Below are 17,233 nucleotides of genomic sequence, written 5' to 3'. Positions count from 1 at the left end.
TGTGCACCAAATCTGAATCGGGAGAATTTTTTAATGGTTGGAACTCAGCTTGCAGCACGGGACTTGTTTCGCGCTGCCTACGAAAATCGCTACACCTGGGATGCAGCGTTCCCCGGTTATACCGCCGATGTGACGTTTACCCACAATGACCAGGTTCACAGTGGCCAGGTCAAGGTTAGCGCCGACCTCAAGCTTGAAGTGAGCGGCATCGCCGATGAGGCGGCCCAAAAAATGGTGCACGGTCAGCTGTTTGAGGTCTCGATTCACCGCGTGCGGCGCGAGTTTGAAGACACCCACGGCAACAACACCTTTAGCTATGGCGAGACCCTAGCCGACGGGTCGGTAGAGATCTTGATGGGTGGCAAATCCGAGGGCGATCGCTACCAGCTCAAAAACAATGAAGTGTCGATGGTGCACCGCCACATCCACGGCGTCGTAGTGACCATTCACACCTATAGCAGCCACGACACCGGGTCAGGCTACCTATCGCACCGCTACGACTCGGTCTACCACGACCCTAAGACTGGCGAGCAAAAGGGTGGCCTCAGCGATTTTGAAGACGAATACACTGAGGTTGGTGGCTACTACATTCTCTCTCGCCGCTCCATCGAAACCGGTGTTGACGACGATACTGATAAGCAGGAATTTGTGTTTTCTAACATCGCTCTGATCGCGGCCTAGGGGCTGCGTCTATCTAGCGATGGCACCTCACCCGTCCTGTCTAGGCAGGACGGGTTTTCTATTGACCTTGTATTTCAGACATGTGTGTCGTCTACGGCGAAAGAACGAAAACAGAAGAGCAAAAACTGAAAAAAGTACTTGATAAGCTTGAACTTCGGCTTTTGGGCTTCCTAATCAGGCTTCACCCACTCTATGGCGCTGTTTCGCACTCAGTACCCAAACTTGCCCCGTCACCCTTTGGTGGTGTGCGCCTCTTTGGTCGAAAACCCCATGAACTTGGGCATGTTGTGCCGCACTGCCGAGGCCTTTCGCCTAGAGGCTCTGGTGCTGGGTGAGTTAGCGCTAACTCAAAATAGAAAGTTTCGCCAAGTCGCGGTGGCAACCCACCAGTGGCAGCCCGTGGTGGCCTGTGCAGCGGAGCAGTTGCCCCAGTGGCTAGCGGCGCGGCGACAGCAGGGCTACAGCCCCATTGCCCTAGATCTTCAGCCCCAGGCTACGCCCTTGCCTGAGATGCATTTTCCTCAACGCATGGTGCTGGTGTTGGGCCGCGAGCTGACTGGCATTCCCGCAGCGGTGGCGGCAGCCTGCGACCAGGCGGTAGTGATTCCGCAGTATGGCGTGGTGCAGTCGCTCAATGTGCAGACAGCGGCGGCTTTGGCAATCCATGCCTACATTGGCCAGTGGGGAATGCCGCCCCCGCCTTTAGCCCCAACGCCTTTAGAATGAAGGGTGTAGCGTAATTGTGATGTTTGACCTATGCCACCCCGTTGGCCCCGTAAACCCACCCGAGAAGACCCTGCCTACCGCAAGCTAGAAGACCGCATTAATTTTGCGGTGCATGTGGCGGCGTTTACTGCCGTCAACTCTGGGCTGTGGTTTTTTAATACCCTTAACCCTGAGTGGGCGCCTTGGGCAAATAAGGTAACCCTGACTTGGTTACCGATCTTGATAGCCAATGCTGTCTATATTTTTGCGATCGCAGATTACTCCCCTGTGCCCCTAGCGTCCACGGCTGACCCTGACCCCAACACAGAGCCTTAGATGGAGAACCCGAACTATGTCTGATGCCTCTACCGCCCGCGCCATTGAGTCTCTAGCCGCTACCATTGGCGACAAAGTGTATCTCGATGTGGCCAAGTGGCACTTATATCTGGGCGATGCCAAACTGCACACGCCCCTAGCCGAAAAGCTTTACCCCCTGGTCGCTGGCGGTAAAGTGACCGAATCTGCCGTAGCGGATATTTTGACCAGCACGTCGGTGGCTATTGGCGGTGGGCAGAAAACCGTCACCCTGGCCGATTTGATCCCAGCAACGGGCAAGGCCGATTTGCTAGAGGCGATCGCCGATTACCAGCGCGATCTGTAGTTAACGCCTGTCGGAGCGATGACCGGGCCGCTCTGGCGGAAAATCGTCCTCAGGCCACAGCTCCATAGCATCCACATCGATGGTGGGTGTTTTGTCGTCGCGCAGGTTGGGGCCAGAGGGCAGCCCGGCGGTGGCGTCGGTGACGGCTTCGCGCAGCTGGTTGCGCAGGCTGCGGGTGCGCTTTTTCACATTGCCCAACAGGCCACCGAGCTTATCTTGAGCCTCGGCCTGAAGCTTTTGGCGGCGGTCTTGGGCTTCGGCCCCCAGCTTGTGGCGACCTTCCTGAAATTGTTCATTCACCTGATCGCGCATGGTTTGGGTGCCCTTGACGGCAGCATCCCAGCTGCGGCGAGGGTCGGGCATTTTGTCTAGGGGAATGCGATCGAAGGGTGACTGGGCTGGAGCGGGCTGCCGGGGTGGCTGCACCCCACCCTGAATTAGGGCCGGAGCGCTCAGGGCGGTGTCCTCTGCCATCATGCGGCGGCGACCGGTGCTGATCACGGCCACTGGGGCCAGGGCGTAGAGGCCAGCGGGCAATGGGCTAGTTTCTGTCGGAACGAACAGGTATTGCAGGATGTTGCCGGTGGCGGGGTCGAAGCGGTAGTCGGTGAGCTGACCAATGCGATCGCCGTGGTCTGACCACAGCTCGATCTCTCCCAGGGGCAGGCAGTCTTGCAGGTGCTCATCAATCGCCTCGATTCGCGCCCCGGCTTTCACCACCACGCCATCGCGCCCGATGGAGCCAATCTGGGACCACAGGAACCGACGGCTTTGGCGGGTCAACAGGCCACCAGCGCTACAGCCAATGCCCTTGACCTGGTGAGTGCGCCCATTGACCCAAATCTCGGCAATGGGTCCAAACTCTTCGGCGGTGTCGAGGTTAATGGCCAGGCGGTTGAGTAACTCGCTCTTCAGCATGCCCTGGGGATGTGACCCGTCCATAATCAGCACTCCTATGATCGCTAGCCCAAGCCCAAACGCGTCTTTGACCTAGATGGGATCTTTACTCAATGGTAGTCGATCAAAATTTGCGCTTGGAAACTCCCCAGATGGTTAAGAGTGGTACTGACTACTTTGTCTCTGGGGGGACTGTCTGTAGGGTTTGTCGAGAGGTTATAAAAACAGTCAGCAGGTACAGTAGCCCCAACGCGCCGCCGCCGTAGATCAATCCTTGGGAGAGAGCAGAGTTGAAGGTATAGAGAGAACTGTGCTCAAGCCGTTTGTGCAGCCCGGCATGGATGGCGAGAAAGAGCGCCACGACAATGCGCGACCAGCGGCGAACAGCAGGAGCTTCGTTATTAGTCAGCCACAGCAGCCCCGCCACCAGGGGAATGTGAACCAGCACAAAGGCTACCTCGGCGATCGTGTCGGGCAAGCGGCTGAGAATAAACAGGAGTCGCCACTCGGCTTGGGTCATGGCGTCGAGTTCGTGGGCCATGAGGGTGGCAAAGCTTAGGTGAAACAGCAGGTTTTTCATTTTGCGTTACCGTCTGGTTAGGTCAACGATTCAAGAAGTGGGATCGCCGTCTCGGCTTTCTAAGGTCAGGCATTCTGCCTAGCCTCTAAAGATCGGATTTGATCAAATCCTGATTCTTTGGCGTCTCGTTGTCTTCTCGGGCGTGAACTGATTCTGCCCTGACAATTCCGAGTTAGAGTGAGCAGTGATAGGTCATCTGGGGCGATGTTATGTCTGAGCAAACCGGGAATATCTTACTGGTAGACGATGAGCCAGGTCTGCGCGAGGCGGTGCAAGCCTATTTAGAAGACAGCGGTTTTACGGTGCGACCGGCTAGCAATGCGAAGGAAGGCTGGGATCTGCTGCAACAGGAGACGCCGGATGTCCTAATCTCGGACATTATGATGCCCCAGGTCGATGGCTACGCCTTTTTGGCCCAGGTGCGCGACGACATTCGCTTTAAGGGACTGCCCGTGCTGTTTTTGACGGCGCGGGGCATGACCAGCGATCGCATTCAAGGCTACAACGCGGGCTGCGACGCCTATCTCTCTAAACCCTTCGACCCCGAAGAACTGGTAGCAGTAGTCAGCAACCTGATGGGCCGTCGCGCTGCCCAAACCCTCGACGCGGGCGACGTGCCCGATATTGCCGTCATGGCTCGCCAGATCGAAGAGATCAAAGCCATGCTGACCCAGAAGGGAGGCATTGCCAAGGTGGCCTCCGACATTCGCATTGACCTCACCCCCCGCGAACAGAGCGTACTCGATCTGGTAGCCGAGGGGCTGATGAATAAAGAAATTGCTAGCCGCTTAGAAACCAGCGTGCGCAACGTTGAAAAGTACGTCAGCCGCCTGTTTAGCAAAACTGGCACCAACAGCCGTACAGAGCTGGTGCGCTTCGCTCTAGAACACGGCATGGTGACAACCTAGGAGCGAGAGTAGGTGCCTTTCTTAAGTTAGAGCCCCTGCAATTAAGCCGATTAACGCTCCGGCGGGCACCAGTTGCCAGGTCGGGCGGCGGAAGCGCACCAGGGCTATCAGGGCAGCAAGGCCCACAATGGTTGCAACAACCGTCCGAGGCATAGTGTCTTGTCTTAGGGCAGCAACGGCGAGGGGTATGGCAGCAGCGGCGATCGCCCCCAACACCGCTGGCATTACCCCTTTCAAAAAGCTTTTGACCCAGGGGTTTTGCCGCAGCCATACCAGAAACGGTGAGGCAAACATAATGAATAAAAACGACGGGGTAAAGATGGCAATCGTGGCGACCAGTGCCCCCAATGCCCCAGCAACCTTATAGCCCACAAAGGCGGCGGTGATCACCACTGGGCCGGGGGTGAGTTCTCCCAGGGCGACACCGTCGATGAACTGGTTGCGGGTCATCCAACCAAAGTCATCCACCACTGCCGTTTCGAGTAAGGGAATGATCACCAAACCACCGCCAAAGATAAAGGCCCCGGTCTTGAGAAAGAAGGTTGAGAGGGGGACAAAGTAGTTTGGGATGCGATCGAGGCCCCAGAAGCTAGAAACCGCGATGGGCTCAGCAGGGAGGTTCGCTAGTAGATTGGGAATGCCCTGGGTGATGGGCAGCAGGGGGGTAAGCCAGGCACTTGTGCGGATAGATGGCCCAGCGGGTGGTGGAGTGGTAGGGCGATAGATGACGAGTCCGGCCAGACCCGCCACCAAAAAGAGCAGTAGGATGTTGACGCGAAAGATGAGGGAGAGCAGGATGACGGTAAGAGCGATCGCCACCCCCTGCCAGTCTTTAATCGCCTTTTTGCCCAGCTTCCAGCAGAAGCCGAAAATAATAGCGATCACCACGGGCGAAATGCCCAAAAACAAGTCCTCAATTTGGGGCACCCCCTGAAATTTAAAGTAGGCCCAGGACAGGGTCAGCACAATTAAAAACGCCGGCAAAATAAAGCAAACGCCAGCCACCAGCGCCCCCAACTGCCCCGCTCGTAAGTACCCGATATAGATGCCGGTTTGGGTTGAGGCGGGACCGGGCAGCATTTCGCAGATTGCTACCCCTTCAAGAAACTGCTCTTCTTTGAGCCAGCCGCGCCGCACCACTGCCTCATCGTGAATCATGGCAATGTGGGCCTGGGGACCGCCAAAACCAATTGCGCCTAGCTTTAGAAAAAGTTGGGCTAGCTCGCTTAACCGAGCCGATAAACTTTCCTGGAACGGTTCTACGGCTGGAGAATTTAATTCTGGTGGCTGGCTCATGGGGCAAAACAACAACGCTGAGGCCACTGTATCGAAATCCGATAACGAAGCCCTATATCGAGCACTACATTTACGACGTTAATCTTCAAACAGTTCGCCGAACAGCTCTTTGACCTTTTGTTTGGCATCTTCTAGCTGCCGCTTGCCCAGCTCGGTGGCCGAGTAAAAACGCCGGGTCTGGCGTCCGTCCCTTGCTTCTGCGGACGCCAGGTAGCCTTTGCGCTCCAGGTCATGGAGCATGGGGTAGAGGGTGCCCGCGCTGAGTTTGTAACCGTGGCGGCTCAGCTCTTCGATAATGCCAAGGCCAAAAATTGGCGCCTGCGCTGCGTGGTGAAGAATGTGCAGACGAATCAGGCTGGAGTAAAACTCACGTCCATCCATATAAAAATAGGGTCATTATCTAAGGCATTTTTGCCCACAGAAGCCGGGTTCTCAGCGAAGTTGACCGAATTGGTGGCCGCTTAAAAGTCTAGTTGCTAGCCCCTACTATAGCGGTCTCGATATACGCCGCCGTTCATTCGGTAGACTGCCTTTAGCACAGCCATCTGTGGTCACGGCCTCAGCGACCTGTTGAATTCTGACTATCGATGCTTTTGGGGTTGAGCACTAGCGCAATGATGGCATTGAACTAACGATTCACTCATTCTTCAAGCTGGGAAAAGCACCATGAAACCCTATCAGGCTATTCCGATCTGCGATCGCGGTGAACCGCTGGTGCCCATACCCCGCGATCGTTTTGCCCTGGTGCAGCCCCACCCCTACCAAGCGCTAGGAGCCCCCTACGGTAATCAATCGCCCTATTCCCTTAGAACCGGCGTGCTTGCCGCCCTGACCGAAGCTCAGGATCAGCTTCAGCAGCGGCGACCGGGCTGGCGCATACAAATCTTTGACGCCTTTCGTCCCGTGGCGGTGCAGCGGTTTATGGTGGAGCACACTCTCGCAGAACAGGCGCGGGCGCGGGGATGGGTGGCTGAAGCGCTCACCGCTGCTCAGCGCGACGAGGTGATGGCAGAGGTCGTGCAGTTTTGGGCAATGCCCAGCGCTGACCCAGCCACGCCGCCGCCCCACAGCACCGGGGCCGCACTAGATGTGACGCTGATCGATGCTAGCGGGAGCGTGGTAGATATGGGGTCGCCCATTGATGAGGTGTCGCCGCGATCGCACCCCGACCATTTTGCCAACCGCACGACCCCGGCTGAGCAAGCCTTTCACGCTCACCGCACCCTGCTCAATCAGGTGATGACGATGGCGGGGTTTCGCCGTCACCCTAACGAGTGGTGGCACTTTTCATTAGGCGATCAGCTTTGGGCCTGGCAGCGGCGACAAGAAACCGGCAGCGACAAGTTTTTGGCCCACTATGGGCGCGCCTCGGTAGACTTGTGGGTACAGTGAGACCAACGGATTGGGCAGTATCTAGAGGAGTCAGCGGCGATGAAAGGGGTGACGAAAGTTAGGTCTTGGTTATACGGGGCAACGGTTGTCTTGCTGGCGACGCTGGCTGCCGCCCCAGCCCACGGCCAATCCACTGCCATTTTGCAGGATGCTCTGCGGCTAGCGGTCTGCTTGAATGACTGGGATACCGCGATCGCCCATACCAGCCAGCTCGAACAAGTCTCTGAACTGCCCGTCAAGACTCGCGCCCAGCTTGCGACGTTTCGCCGCCAAATCCAGCTATTTCGTCAAAACCAAACGGTGGTGAACCCCATCGATGGCTGTGAGCCCGTGCTCGCTGGGTTTGGCCTGCCCGGATATACCGGTCGACCCCTGGATTTTGATCGAGGGGTGTACTCTAGCGTGGGCCGTGGTGCCCCCGTCGTTGCCGCCGATCAAACCCTGCGTCAGTACGAGGCGCTTTGGCAGGCTGGGTTGGGCGTGACCGCCGGCACTCCCCTCAGCCCCTTAGCCGAGGCCCAGCGTGTCAACACCCGCAGCGGCAGCGGTGTGACTACTGGAGCCGTGAGCCGTCGGGTCGACATCTACGCCTTTCTGGGTGCCCAGGGAGACAGCGCCAACCTGGATTTAACCGTTATTCAGCAGCGCCGTGGGCTGCTCTACACCGACGATGCCGCCCAGTTGTTCTTGTTTGACGCCGCAGGTCGACTGCTGTCTTCCGGCCGCACTATCGCTGGCCAGCAGCCCTACCTGGCTGCCACACCCCTACCCGCCAGCGGGGTTTACTATGCTGCCGTCACCACTCCTCAACACCATCCTGTTCTCGATGAGGGTGGTTTTATTACTGGTTGGCAGGGCATTGGCACTAGCGCTGTTACCTACACAATAACCATTGATGGCCTGACCCCTTCCCCGGAGCTGGGATTGCGGTAGAGGGGAGATAGGGAAGGTAAGGGAGGTGAGGAAGATAAAGGAAGCTGGGAAGTTTCGATCCTCCCTCTTCATCTTCCTCACGTCCTCATCCCCTCATCTTCTCCCCACCCCTACGGCTGCCGACAAATGCCAAACACCGTTGTAAACCCATGCAGAAACGTCGTCTGACCCACGGGGCCGATCTCGCCGCCGCAGAAGAAGCCTCCTATGGGGAGCCCGGGCAGATATTGGGCAAACAGACCTGAGTCAAAGTTGGCCTGGTTATAGAGCCCGGCACCGCGTCCCATGCAGGCAAACATCAGCGCTCCGGCGGGGGCGATCGCTACAGGAGCCTGCTGCTGGTAGCGCTGCAGTAGGGCTTCGAGATCGGTGGCGGAGGTGTGGGCATCGCGCAGATGAAACTGCACTCGCTGCCCGGGGCGCAGCCGATCGCCCACGGCGATCGCGCCCATTTTGGGGTCAACCCCCAGCAGCGTACGAATCAAAAAGTCTCCTGGGTTGAGGCTGAGCTTAAAGCTGTCCTGAGCCATGCCGATGAAGAGGGAACTCTGGGCCAGCTGGCGATCGCCCTCGGGCAGCGTTTCAAACAGCTCTTGCAGCAGCTCTAGGGGCGGGCGCGCCGAGTCGCTGTCTGCTGGGTCGCTCAGAGACAGCAGAATGTTGCGCTCGGCTTTATCAACCCGATAGACAGGCCCGATGGGGCGGCAGCCCTGGGCCACAATAGTGTCAAGCACGATGGGTCCTGCCAGGGCTACCCCAACAGCGCCTTCGGTATGTAGGGTGCGATTGCAAAATAGCCCACTGTGGCGATTGAACCCGTCTACGCTGGCCAGACCACCAATCTTCACGCCGCTGGGATAGGCGAAATCAAGCCCCTGGAGCAGGTCGGTAACGTTGGATGAAAATGGGTCAGCCATCAAAATAAACTGAGGGTTCGCTTCTGGCGCGACCCCCATTAGCTCAGACCAGGCATTGGGCGGGCTGTCTAAGTCCGGCAGGTCATCGCTCGACAGATGAAAGCTTCGTACCGTGACCCCTGGCAGCCGAGCTAGCGTCAGACTTAAGGCTGGGGTGTCCTCTAATTCTTGGGGGTGGCCTTGGTCATCCATGCCTACAATGCCGCCGCCGCTGCACCCTACCAAAGCCGGTATGGGCAACAGGTCGTGGAGTAGGGGCAGCAGGCGAGCAAACTCGCTGGTAAACGACGACGAAATGAACACGATGCCCAGATCAGGGGCCCCCGTCAGTCGGTGCTTTAGCTGCTCTACCACGTCCTTCACTGCCCCCTCAAGGGAGGGACGGGTCGACACTGCATTGGCCCACTCCATGGGTGGATGGTCTAGTTGGGGAATGTCGGTCATTGGGTAGTCCCCTCCTTGGGTGGTTCCAGTCTAGATCGGATTGCTCCTCCCCCTGAGTAAATTGACCTGAGCTCAGAATGTTCAGCGGTTACCCCTGCCATGGTGGAGATGTGTACAATGAGTAATGAGTACTTATACTGACCTCGTCTGGGCCAATTGGGGGGTCTGTCAAGGGCGTAACCCTGCCCCCATGGGGTAGAGTTTTCACCGCCAGAGCCTCTGAATCAGTGCAGTATACTGAGCCTGGAGTTGGGATCTGACAATCTAAAGCCATAGTTTGCCCCTGCTGACCAGGCCACAGGCCCCCGCTAGTTGTTTACAAACGGTAAGAAAGGACATGAGCGAGAACATCAAAGAGCGCATTGAAAAAGAAATTGAAGGTGCCCGGGCCGCCTGTGATGCCAGCGGCGGCAGCTCCCAGGAGTGCGCCGCTGCTTGGGATGCGGTAGAAGAGCTTCAGGCGGAAGCCTCTCACCAGCGCGAGAAAGGCACCGATAAAAACTCTCTAGAAGTCTACTGCGACAACAACCCTGAAGCCGACGAGTGCCGAGTGTACGACACCTAAGCTAACGGGCTACCTCACTAGAGGTTAAGCGCTGCAAAAACGTCTCGATCGCGGGGCGTTTTTGGCGTTTTAATCCCTGTTCTTGGCTTGAATTTATCCCTTAACTGAGCGCTGCTATGACGCTAACAGTCTATGGCATTCCCACCTGTAGCACCTGCAAAAAAGCCTTGCAATGGCTAGATAGTCGCGCCATTGCCTACGACTTTATTAATACCAAAGAACACCCTCCAAGCCGTGCCTCGATAGCGGCTTGGGTAGACAGCCTAGGCAGCAAGCCCATGCGCAATACCTCGGGGCAATCCTACCGAGCGCTGGGAGATGAGAAGCAGACCTGGGGCGATCCTGAGTGGGTCAACGCCTTCACCAACGATGCCATGCTGCTGAAACGCCCCCTGTTTGTCAAAAACGGCCAGGCGGTCCTGGTTGGGTTTCGAGCGACTGAGGCCGAGCTAAACGACCTTCTGAGCTAAACACATTGAGCCAGAAGCGCCGGTGCGTAGGGCTGAGAATGATGCAAAACGCGCCAGGGGGCAGTAGTTAGCACCGCTGTCCTCCGTAATCAAAAGCTCCGACCCTCTATGGATCGGAGCTCATAAAAGTTAGACAACTTTAGGCAGAGTTGCTAATGCCTAGTCAATGGCGCGCTTGACGTTGTCTTTTGCGTCTTCTACACCGTGGCGCACATCGGACTCAGCCTGCTTTGCCTTACCTTCGGCTTGAGCCTGGCGATCGCCTGTCACCTTACCGGCACCTTCTTGGAGCTTGCCTTCAACGTCTTTGGCAGCGGCCTTGGCTCTATCTTCAATAGACATGATGTAATCATCTCCGTGAAAAGTTATACCCGTCATCTTAGGGTGAGGCCGAGACAGCCCCCTCTGTAGAGAGACAGAAGATAGCCTCTGCCAAATTGTAGGTATTGCTACCGTTTGGGCCTGAATGTTTGCTGGGGTAACAGTGCAGGTTTGCCTCTAGGGAGTATCCTGAAGCATCATGGGTGGCTTGTCTCCCAGAACAGACTTTAAACTCAGGACTTAAACTGGGGCTTGAACTATGGAGTATTGGGAATTTCTGCTGCAAAAGGAGGGTGACCAGAGCTGGTTGCCCCTCGACACCTCCCAGGTAGAAATTTTGGAGGGCCGCTACCGAGTAATGGCCCACACTAGCCATACCAATACTCCGGTACATATTCAGATCGGCCAGCTGCTACACGATTCGCAAAGCGATTCTGGGACAGAGCGCTCTGCGAATCGCGTGCCCCCTCAGCGCCGTACCCTGCGTCGCCAGGGCCAGATCAACGAAAATGGCCTGATGGTCGTCATGCCCTTTACTCGCCTGGGTGAGGGATCTTGGGATATCGAATGCGCTAGCGCGATCGCCCCAGAGCCGAGCCCAGAGGATGCCACTGCCGCCAACGCTTCTGCACCCTGGCGCTACGCGGTGCAGCTGCAGGTAGTGGCCCAAGACTCCGCCGACGAGGGTGACTGGTTTGCCGACGACGGCAGTGCTGGCTTAGGCGCGATCGCCGCCTCTTCTCCCCCAGCCGCCGGAGCAGACTCAGTGGCCCCAGCTCCGGTCATTGACCTCCAGACCGCAGCGGCTGCTATGGATGCGTTTCAAACCCAGCTGGGCAGCTCGGCCACTGCCCCCGTGCCCTACGGGCTGCTGCTGCCCCACGCCGCGCTCTTGGGCAGCACTGGCGAAAGCCTAGGGCTAACGGCAACGGTGACAGGTCCATCCGACAGTGAACCTCGTTTGCCCCTAACCCTAGTGCTACGGCTATCGGATCCCCAGACTGCCGTCACTGTGGCCATGGCCCCGGTGCCGCTGGCGGTGGCGATGCTGCCTAGCACCATGACGCTGACCGTAACCGTACCCACTCAGCTGTCGACCCGGCTGCTGCTGGGAGAAGTAGGGCTCTTTGTCGGAACTGAAATAGCGGCCCTACAGCGATTTACGGTCACGGTAGATGTGGCCTCGCTGTTTGATGCGATCGCCAACCAGGCCGAGACCGAATCAGGTCTAGACGTTGTCTTTCCTGCCGAAGAGCCGGATGAAGACCCAGCCTCTCCCCAGCCCCCCACCCCTGAGCTCAAAACCTGGGACATTGTCGGCCGGGCGGCACCGCCTCGGCAAATGCCCATTCTCACCCTGCCCCGCAACAGTCCTGAACTGCCGCCCAGGATTTACTACCCCTCTCCCCATGAGGCAGCTGCCCATCAGCCATCGCTGCCCCTGGTGGGCCGACCGCGCCCTGTTCCCCCACCCCCCAGCGATCGCAGCCCTGACAGTTTGAGCAACTCCGCTACGTCTAGGCCAGAGCCAGTCCGGGGGCTAAGCTTGCCGCCGATTGCCTCGCCGCCCCAGGCCGATGACCCCATCGCTGTCTTAACTGGACAGGCATCCCCTAGTGCCAGCCCTAAACCCCCCAGCGCGGTACCCCAGCTAATTTCCCACGAGGCTATGGGGTTCAGAGATCTCAAGCTGCAGGATCGCTTCTGGAATCGGCTCAACCAACTAGCCGTCAACCTTCAGCAGGAGGCGATCGAGCAGCGCACTGAGGTTGCCGCTGCCCCGGTGGAAACTCCGGTAGAAACCCCAGCTGAGCCGCCGCCGTTTGTCCCTTTTGCTGGCGAGGTGGTGATCTATGAAGATGAAGACCCTACCCTGCGGGATTTAGAAGCGGCAGCGGTGCCTGCCCTAGAGACCGAAGAGCCGCCTGAGGTGGTGACCCCACCCATGCCCACCCTAGAGCTGCCAGAGGGTGACCTGACTGCGGGTGAGCCAGTAGTCGTGACTCTGCGGGTGCCCTTTCATCCCAACCGTCTGTACCTCAAAGTGTGGATTACTGACCCCCAAACCCGCACTTTGGCCGACGAGCCGCGTCAGCTGCTCAATTTGCTGCCCAACGGCCAGGGTCAGCTCGAGGGCAATCTACAGCTAACGGCTCCCTTCGGCTGTTTAGAGGCGTGGTTTGAGGCAATTTCTGTGGACATGGTTACCCAGCAAGAGAGCTATAAAGCCTCGGTCAGTCGCGCGATCGCCCCTGCAGGACTTCCCCCGACCTCCCTAGACGAATTTCAGATCTAAGACTCCTTTAATGGGCCTTTGAACAAACACAGAGCCGTAGGGTGAGGTTTTGCAACGAATCCTAGTAATTCCTGCAAAAATTGGGGTTCTACTGTGGTAGTAACCCTACAATGATGGCGGCTTTTCTAAGCTAAACCGTGAGTCGGTTTGCTGACTCGATTGTTCGGATTGAGCTTAAAGAGTTTATTTGGTCGTGACCGTTGGCCGTGGTTCGCTTAGGTCTGGGTTTGGGGCCAGCGGCCCAGGTTTTAGGTCTGGGTAACTGAGATTCGACCGCCGATATGAGGTCGTCAAGCTTGACTATCAGACGATCTGATAAGTGGTTGAGGTCAAGGGTTTGCCCCCAATTCCCAGCGCTAAGGTAAAGAAACTATTCCCCCCATCACAAATCGCTATCTACTAGGACGGGTGACCATGAATCCTATGTCAATTTTAAAAGCGGCTGCGCTGACTGCGGCTACCCTCGGGGTAGTGAGCGGAGCAGGGCATGCCGTTGCCCCCAACCCCGCCTCAGTTCAGCCCGCAGTGCGCGAGACCGGCACGCTGCTGACCCAGGCCTTTGGCAACATCGCTATCAATGAGGCCAATTTTCTGGTGGTGGCGGTGCCTGGGAGCACTTCCCAGCCCTACCGGCTCTATATTGTGGAGCAGCTTCAGCCCAATCCCCCCTGCTGGACGATTGCCAACCCCGGTGCCGAACCCACTCAAGTAAACGCCCTCTGGAATACCTTTGACTTTACGGGTGTCTGTCGCCTCCAGCGCGATACCAATGGCTACGCTATTCGGTTAGCGGGCCAAGACCTATCGGGGGTCCGATTTGAGGTCAACCAGCGAGATGGTGACTTGCTGCTTCAGTTTGCTCCCAGCACCGTTTCTCGTGAGCGCATCACCATCGGTCGCGCTAACGGCATTAGCCCTACGGGCTTCACGCAGCTCGACCTCAACCCAGGCTGGTCATTGACTAAGCGCACCTTTAACGGGGCAATCGTCAGCTCGCATCTAGTGTATTTCACCAACGAGCTGACTCTGGCCCAGATTCAGGGGGGGCAAACCGGTGGTGGCACGCCGCCAGTGACGCCGCCAGTGACACCGCCCGCTCTAGCCTTTAACGATATTCGGGGCAACCGCTATGCCGCCGAGATCACCCGTGCGTCCAGCCTAGGGGTGATTTCTGGCTTCCCTGAGGATGGCACCTTCCGGCCCACTGCGCCACTGACCCGCGAGCAGGCCGTTTCTGTCATGATGGAAACCGCTCGGAAAGTGCTGCCGACCTCGGCACTGGCTAACCTGCCCCAGGCGGTCTCTAGCGCCCCCTTTGGTGACGTAGCCGCCAACCGCTGGAGTGCGGTCAAGATTCAGCAGGCTAAGCAGTTGGGCATTGTGACGGGGGATGCTGGCACCGGTAACTTCCGCCCAACCGACAACGTCTCTCGGGCCGAGCTGATGGCGATGACCTACAAGCTGGCCCTGGTGCGAGCTAATGCAGGAGCGGGCGATACCACTAACACCAGCCCGGTACCAGGCATCGACCAGACCACTCGGGGGATTATTCCCAACATCAGTAACCCGCCCACCTTCACCGACATCGGCGGTCACTGGGGTGAGGCTACGATCAGGCAGATGGCGGCCTTCTGTGCGATCGCAACTCCTCTCAACGAAACCGGGACTAACTTTTCGCCTAACTCCAACGCGCTGCGGGACTATACCGCCGCCGTTGCCGTGCGGGCCATTGACTGCCCGGCTGCTCGACCCCAGTAGGTCAGCCAGGTACAACTAGACCCTAACTCCAGGGTGAGTTCCGTACGCCGGAACTCACCCTTTTTTGCGAGTTGTCTGATTTAGCGCACCGCGCACAGCAGCCCGTAGCGAATTAGACCGCTATGCAACCCTTGCCGCATTGGCCCCAGGGCCAGCGCCCCCTGAAGAGTGCCAGGCCCCGCCCGAAGCAACCCTACTAAGCCTTCGGGGCTAAGGGCGGAGGCAATCACCTCATCCCAAAAGGGGGCAACCGCCAGCGACCAGTCGGCTGCTTTTAGCTGGCTAAAGCCACAGTTTTGGGCGATCGCCTCGTAGTCGGGCAGAGAAATCACATAGGGCAGGCCATAGACGCGATAAATCCAGTCGAGCTGCCGCTGCTCTAGCCAGGTCAATGCTCCTCCCAGCGAATCCGTGGGGCGGTGGCACCAGGTGGCCATCAGCAGTTTTCCCCCTGGCTTCAGCACCCGGTAGCACTCCTGCAAGAATGCCACCTTGTCGGGCATGTGCTCACCGCTCTCCATCGACCACACCAGGTCAAAGCTGTGGTCAGCAAAGGGGGTATTGAGAGCATCCGCGACCTGAAACGTTGCACAAGGAGCAGCATCGCCGCCCAAATTTGCCGCGATCGCCCGCTCTGTAGCTCGCCCAGCCTGCACCGGGCTGAGGGTAATGCCTGTCACTCTGGCTCCATATCGGTTCGCCAATTCGAGGGCGCTGCCGCCGATGCCGCAGCCGCAGTCGAGAATAGTCTCTGCTTGGGTAATGCCCCCCCAGGTCAAACATTCGTCAATGAGATCAATCTGAGCCTGGCGACGATTTTTGCGCTGACGGCCATCAGCTCCGTAATAGCCGTGGTGCATGTGCTCACCCCAGATCTGCTCCCACAGCCCAGAGGAGTCGTCGTAGAAAGTTTGAATCTTCTTGTACAGGGCATTGGTCATGGACAACTCGACACCTAGAGAACAGCGTGGCTAGCCGGTTAAATCTTGCGGCATAGTGGTCGAGAGCGTCAACTCGTGGAAATATAGGGTTGCCTCTCTACTCCGTGTTTGGCGGAAAGCCCAACCTATGCAGATGACGGTTCCGCGCACCATATGCCTTGGTTTTTTAGTGTTAATTGCCGTTGGCACGCTTCTATTGGCGCTGCCGATTTCTAGCACTCAACAAGGCTGGGGTGATCCCCTTGTCGCCCTGTTTACGGCTACCTCCGCTGTCTGCGTCACCGGGCTGGTTGTAGTCGACACGGGTACCTACTTCTCTGACTTTGGCGAAGCGGCCATTCTGGCGCTGATTCAGGTCGGCGGTTTAGGCTACATGACTGTTAACACCTTCCTGCTGCTGCTGCTGGGGCGACGGTTGGGGCTGCGAGAACGACTCGCCATTCAGCAGTCCATGGATAACTCAGTTCTGGCGGGTGGCAAGCCTTTGATCCTGTCTATCATTGCCATGACGCTAGTTATTGAACTAACGGGCCTATTTTGCCTATATCCGATCTTTAGCCGAGACTACGGACCTGGCTATGGATTATGGCTCTCCATGTTCCACAGTGTCAGCGCCTTCAACAATGCGGGTTTTGGCCTGTTCAAAGACAACATCATTGGCTATGCACTTGATCCCTGGATCAACGCGGTGATCACTACCCTAGTCATCCTAGGTGGCATTGGCTACCAAGTGATCATGGAGTTTCTGTCATGGCTCCGAAATCGTCTTGGCGGCAACCGCTGCCGCAACCCGTTTTCCCTCCACTTTAAAATTGTTACTACCACTACTGCCGTGCTGTTAGTACTAGGCACCCTGGCATTCTTTCTCATTGAGTACCAAAACCCCGATACTTTGGGGCCAGTGGCTCTCCAGCACAAGCTGCTGATGGCTTGGTTTCAGTCTGTTATTGCCCGCACCGCTGGATTTAACAGCATCGATATTGGTGCCATGGGCAACGCCTCACTGTTCATCATGATTGCCCTGATGTTTATCGGGGCTAGCCCCGGCAGCACTGGCGGCGGCATTAAAACCACTACTCTCAGCATTCTGCTGGCCTGCACGCGCATGGCCCTTCAGGGTAAAGAGCAGGTTCTCATGTTCCGGCGGCAGATTGCTACTATTCGGGTGCTGAAGGCGATCTCCGTAGTGGTGGGGTCGGTCCTTGCAGTCGTTACAGCCACTGCCTTAGTCTCTCTTACCAATCCAACGGTGAGCTTTATTGACATTCTCTTTGAGGCCGTGTCTGCATTTGCCACGGTGGGGCTTTCTACTGGCATTACCGCCGACCTCTCTGATGTCGGCAAGTACGTGATTGTTTTCACCATGTACCTGGGGCGGGTAGGGGTACTGCTATTTATGGCAGCGCTGCTTGGCGATCCTAAGCCGTCCTCTGTGCAGTATCCCGAAGAAGAGTTGCTGATTGGCTAG

General features: G+C 57.5%; 19 protein-coding genes. 12 read left to right on the top strand and 7 right to left on the bottom strand.

Features of this window, described 5'->3' with window-relative positions; translation table 11 throughout:
* The first annotated feature begins 33 nt into the window (after window positions 1–33).
* From H6F75_RS09155 to H6F75_RS09140, 4 genes are all read left to right on the top strand, one after another.
* On the top strand, window positions 34–681 hold the full coding sequence (locus H6F75_RS09155) for a DUF3386 domain-containing protein (RefSeq protein ID WP_190751392.1): 648 nt from the start codon (window positions 34–36) through the stop codon (window positions 679–681).
* Window positions 682–873: 192 nt separating this feature from the next.
* Complete coding sequence (locus tag H6F75_RS09150) at window positions 874–1,407, top strand: RNA methyltransferase (protein ID WP_190751390.1); 534 nt, start codon at window positions 874–876, stop codon at window positions 1,405–1,407.
* Between the two features lie 30 nt (window positions 1,408–1,437).
* On the top strand, window positions 1,438–1,722 hold the full coding sequence (locus H6F75_RS09145; RefSeq protein WP_190751387.1) for a 2TM domain-containing protein: 285 nt from the start codon (window positions 1,438–1,440) through the stop codon (window positions 1,720–1,722).
* A gap of 16 nt (window positions 1,723–1,738) precedes the next feature.
* Complete coding sequence (locus tag H6F75_RS09140; protein WP_190751384.1) at window positions 1,739–2,047, top strand: DUF3181 family protein; 309 nt, start codon at window positions 1,739–1,741, stop codon at window positions 2,045–2,047.
* On the opposite strand, the gene H6F75_RS09135 is transcribed toward H6F75_RS09140, so the two are convergent.
* Complete coding sequence (locus H6F75_RS09135) at window positions 2,048–2,989, bottom strand: hypothetical protein (protein WP_190751382.1); 942 nt, start codon at window positions 2,987–2,989, stop codon at window positions 2,048–2,050. It abuts the gene before it with no gap.
* 127 nt (window positions 2,990–3,116) lie between these two features.
* Window positions 3,117–3,524 (bottom strand): DUF6713 family protein, encoded by a 408-nt coding sequence (locus tag H6F75_RS09130; protein ID WP_190751380.1) that lies wholly within the window; start codon window positions 3,522–3,524, stop codon window positions 3,117–3,119.
* Between the two features lie 209 nt (window positions 3,525–3,733).
* Between H6F75_RS09130 and H6F75_RS09125 the strand changes: the two genes are divergently transcribed.
* Window positions 3,734–4,432, top strand: coding sequence for a response regulator transcription factor (locus H6F75_RS09125; protein ID WP_190751378.1), 699 nt, complete (start codon window positions 3,734–3,736; stop codon window positions 4,430–4,432).
* 21 nt (window positions 4,433–4,453) lie between these two features.
* On the opposite strand, the gene chrA is transcribed toward H6F75_RS09125, so the two are convergent.
* Window positions 4,454–5,728, bottom strand: coding sequence for a chromate efflux transporter (chrA, locus tag H6F75_RS09120; RefSeq protein ID WP_190751376.1), 1,275 nt, complete (start codon window positions 5,726–5,728; stop codon window positions 4,454–4,456).
* Window positions 5,729–5,806: 78 nt separating this feature from the next.
* On the bottom strand, window positions 5,807–6,109 hold the full coding sequence (locus tag H6F75_RS09115; protein WP_190751374.1) for a PadR family transcriptional regulator: 303 nt from the start codon (window positions 6,107–6,109) through the stop codon (window positions 5,807–5,809).
* A gap of 285 nt (window positions 6,110–6,394) precedes the next feature.
* Here H6F75_RS09115 and H6F75_RS09110 point away from each other — a divergent pair, with 285 nt between their 5' ends.
* Both H6F75_RS09110 and H6F75_RS09105 read left to right on the top strand, forming a co-directional pair.
* Window positions 6,395–7,120: a M15 family metallopeptidase gene (locus tag H6F75_RS09110; RefSeq protein ID WP_190751373.1), complete on the top strand. Its 726-nt coding sequence runs from the start codon at window positions 6,395–6,397 to the stop codon at window positions 7,118–7,120.
* A gap of 39 nt (window positions 7,121–7,159) precedes the next feature.
* Window positions 7,160–8,053 carry a hypothetical protein gene (locus H6F75_RS09105; RefSeq protein WP_190751371.1) on the top strand — a complete coding sequence of 298 codons (894 nt, stop codon included), beginning with the start codon at window positions 7,160–7,162 and terminating at the stop codon, window positions 8,051–8,053.
* A 110-nt stretch (window positions 8,054–8,163) separates the two neighbouring features.
* Here the strand turns inward: H6F75_RS09105 and H6F75_RS09100 are convergent, their stop codons facing one another.
* Complete coding sequence (locus tag H6F75_RS09100) at window positions 8,164–9,414, bottom strand: FIST N-terminal domain-containing protein (RefSeq protein ID WP_279308297.1); 1,251 nt, start codon at window positions 9,412–9,414, stop codon at window positions 8,164–8,166.
* 337 nt (window positions 9,415–9,751) lie between these two features.
* Here H6F75_RS09100 and H6F75_RS09095 point away from each other — a divergent pair, with 337 nt between their 5' ends.
* Window positions 9,752–9,979: a Calvin cycle protein CP12 gene (locus H6F75_RS09095; protein ID WP_190751369.1), complete on the top strand. Its 228-nt coding sequence runs from the start codon at window positions 9,752–9,754 to the stop codon at window positions 9,977–9,979.
* Between the two features lie 116 nt (window positions 9,980–10,095).
* Window positions 10,096–10,449: a Spx/MgsR family RNA polymerase-binding regulatory protein gene (locus tag H6F75_RS09090; protein WP_190751367.1), complete on the top strand. Its 354-nt coding sequence runs from the start codon at window positions 10,096–10,098 to the stop codon at window positions 10,447–10,449.
* A 159-nt stretch (window positions 10,450–10,608) separates the two neighbouring features.
* Here H6F75_RS09090 and H6F75_RS09085 read toward each other — a convergent pair whose 3' ends face one another.
* The gene (locus H6F75_RS09085) at window positions 10,609–10,791 is read right to left on the bottom strand and encodes a CsbD family protein (RefSeq protein ID WP_190522730.1); all 183 of its coding nucleotides are present in this window, start codon (window positions 10,789–10,791) and stop codon (window positions 10,609–10,611) included.
* Window positions 10,792–11,029: 238 nt separating this feature from the next.
* On the opposite strand from H6F75_RS09085, the gene H6F75_RS09080 reads away from it, so the two are divergent.
* Together H6F75_RS09080 and H6F75_RS09075 are read left to right on the top strand one after the other, a co-directional pair.
* Entirely contained in the window at window positions 11,030–13,066 is a 2,037-nt protein-coding gene (locus H6F75_RS09080; protein ID WP_190751365.1) for a hypothetical protein, read from the top strand.
* Window positions 13,067–13,489: 423 nt separating this feature from the next.
* Window positions 13,490–14,824, top strand: coding sequence for a DUF3747 domain-containing protein (locus H6F75_RS09075; RefSeq protein ID WP_190751363.1), 1,335 nt, complete (start codon window positions 13,490–13,492; stop codon window positions 14,822–14,824).
* An 80-nt stretch (window positions 14,825–14,904) separates the two neighbouring features.
* Here H6F75_RS09075 and H6F75_RS09070 read toward each other — a convergent pair whose 3' ends face one another.
* Window positions 14,905–15,765 (bottom strand): methyltransferase domain-containing protein, encoded by an 861-nt coding sequence (locus H6F75_RS09070; RefSeq protein WP_190751361.1) that lies wholly within the window; start codon window positions 15,763–15,765, stop codon window positions 14,905–14,907.
* Window positions 15,766–15,898: 133 nt separating this feature from the next.
* Between H6F75_RS09070 and H6F75_RS09065 the strand changes: the two genes are divergently transcribed.
* The gene (locus H6F75_RS09065; RefSeq protein ID WP_190751359.1) at window positions 15,899–17,233 is read left to right on the top strand and encodes a TrkH family potassium uptake protein; all 1,335 of its coding nucleotides are present in this window, start codon (window positions 15,899–15,901) and stop codon (window positions 17,231–17,233) included.

This window comes from Nodosilinea sp. FACHB-131, assembly GCF_014695395.1.
GTDB lineage: Bacteria > Cyanobacteriota > Cyanobacteriia > Phormidesmidales > Phormidesmidaceae > Nodosilinea.
Note: the sequence above shows the minus strand (reverse complement) of the source record. Positions and strands in the feature narration are given on the sequence as shown.

Coding starts and splice junctions, on each gene's coding strand:
- chrA (WP_190751376.1), bottom strand. CDS start 5,728: ATGAGCCAGCCACCAGAATTAAATTCTCCAGCCGTAGAACCGTTCCAG.
- H6F75_RS09065 (WP_190751359.1), top strand. CDS start 15,899: ATGACGGTTCCGCGCACCATATGCCTTGGTTTTTTAGTGTTAATTGCC.
- H6F75_RS09125 (WP_190751378.1), top strand. CDS start 3,734: ATGTCTGAGCAAACCGGGAATATCTTACTGGTAGACGATGAGCCAGGT.
- H6F75_RS09085 (WP_190522730.1), bottom strand. CDS start 10,791: ATGTCTATTGAAGATAGAGCCAAGGCCGCTGCCAAAGACGTTGAAGGC.
- H6F75_RS09155 (WP_190751392.1), top strand. CDS start 34: ATGGTTGGAACTCAGCTTGCAGCACGGGACTTGTTTCGCGCTGCCTAC.
- H6F75_RS09110 (WP_190751373.1), top strand. CDS start 6,395: ATGAAACCCTATCAGGCTATTCCGATCTGCGATCGCGGTGAACCGCTG.
- H6F75_RS09130 (WP_190751380.1), bottom strand. CDS start 3,524: ATGAAAAACCTGCTGTTTCACCTAAGCTTTGCCACCCTCATGGCCCAC.
- H6F75_RS09070 (WP_190751361.1), bottom strand. CDS start 15,765: ATGACCAATGCCCTGTACAAGAAGATTCAAACTTTCTACGACGACTCC.
- H6F75_RS09145 (WP_190751387.1), top strand. CDS start 1,438: ATGCCACCCCGTTGGCCCCGTAAACCCACCCGAGAAGACCCTGCCTAC.
- H6F75_RS09140 (WP_190751384.1), top strand. CDS start 1,739: ATGTCTGATGCCTCTACCGCCCGCGCCATTGAGTCTCTAGCCGCTACC.
- H6F75_RS09100 (WP_279308297.1), bottom strand. CDS start 9,414: ATGACCGACATTCCCCAACTAGACCATCCACCCATGGAGTGGGCCAAT.
- H6F75_RS09075 (WP_190751363.1), top strand. CDS start 13,490: ATGTCAATTTTAAAAGCGGCTGCGCTGACTGCGGCTACCCTCGGGGTA.
- H6F75_RS09135 (WP_190751382.1), bottom strand. CDS start 2,989: ATGGACGGGTCACATCCCCAGGGCATGCTGAAGAGCGAGTTACTCAAC.
- H6F75_RS09090 (WP_190751367.1), top strand. CDS start 10,096: ATGACGCTAACAGTCTATGGCATTCCCACCTGTAGCACCTGCAAAAAA.
- H6F75_RS09150 (WP_190751390.1), top strand. CDS start 874: ATGGCGCTGTTTCGCACTCAGTACCCAAACTTGCCCCGTCACCCTTTG.
- H6F75_RS09080 (WP_190751365.1), top strand. CDS start 11,030: ATGGAGTATTGGGAATTTCTGCTGCAAAAGGAGGGTGACCAGAGCTGG.
- H6F75_RS09095 (WP_190751369.1), top strand. CDS start 9,752: ATGAGCGAGAACATCAAAGAGCGCATTGAAAAAGAAATTGAAGGTGCC.
- H6F75_RS09105 (WP_190751371.1), top strand. CDS start 7,160: ATGAAAGGGGTGACGAAAGTTAGGTCTTGGTTATACGGGGCAACGGTT.
- H6F75_RS09115 (WP_190751374.1), bottom strand. CDS start 6,109: ATGGATGGACGTGAGTTTTACTCCAGCCTGATTCGTCTGCACATTCTT.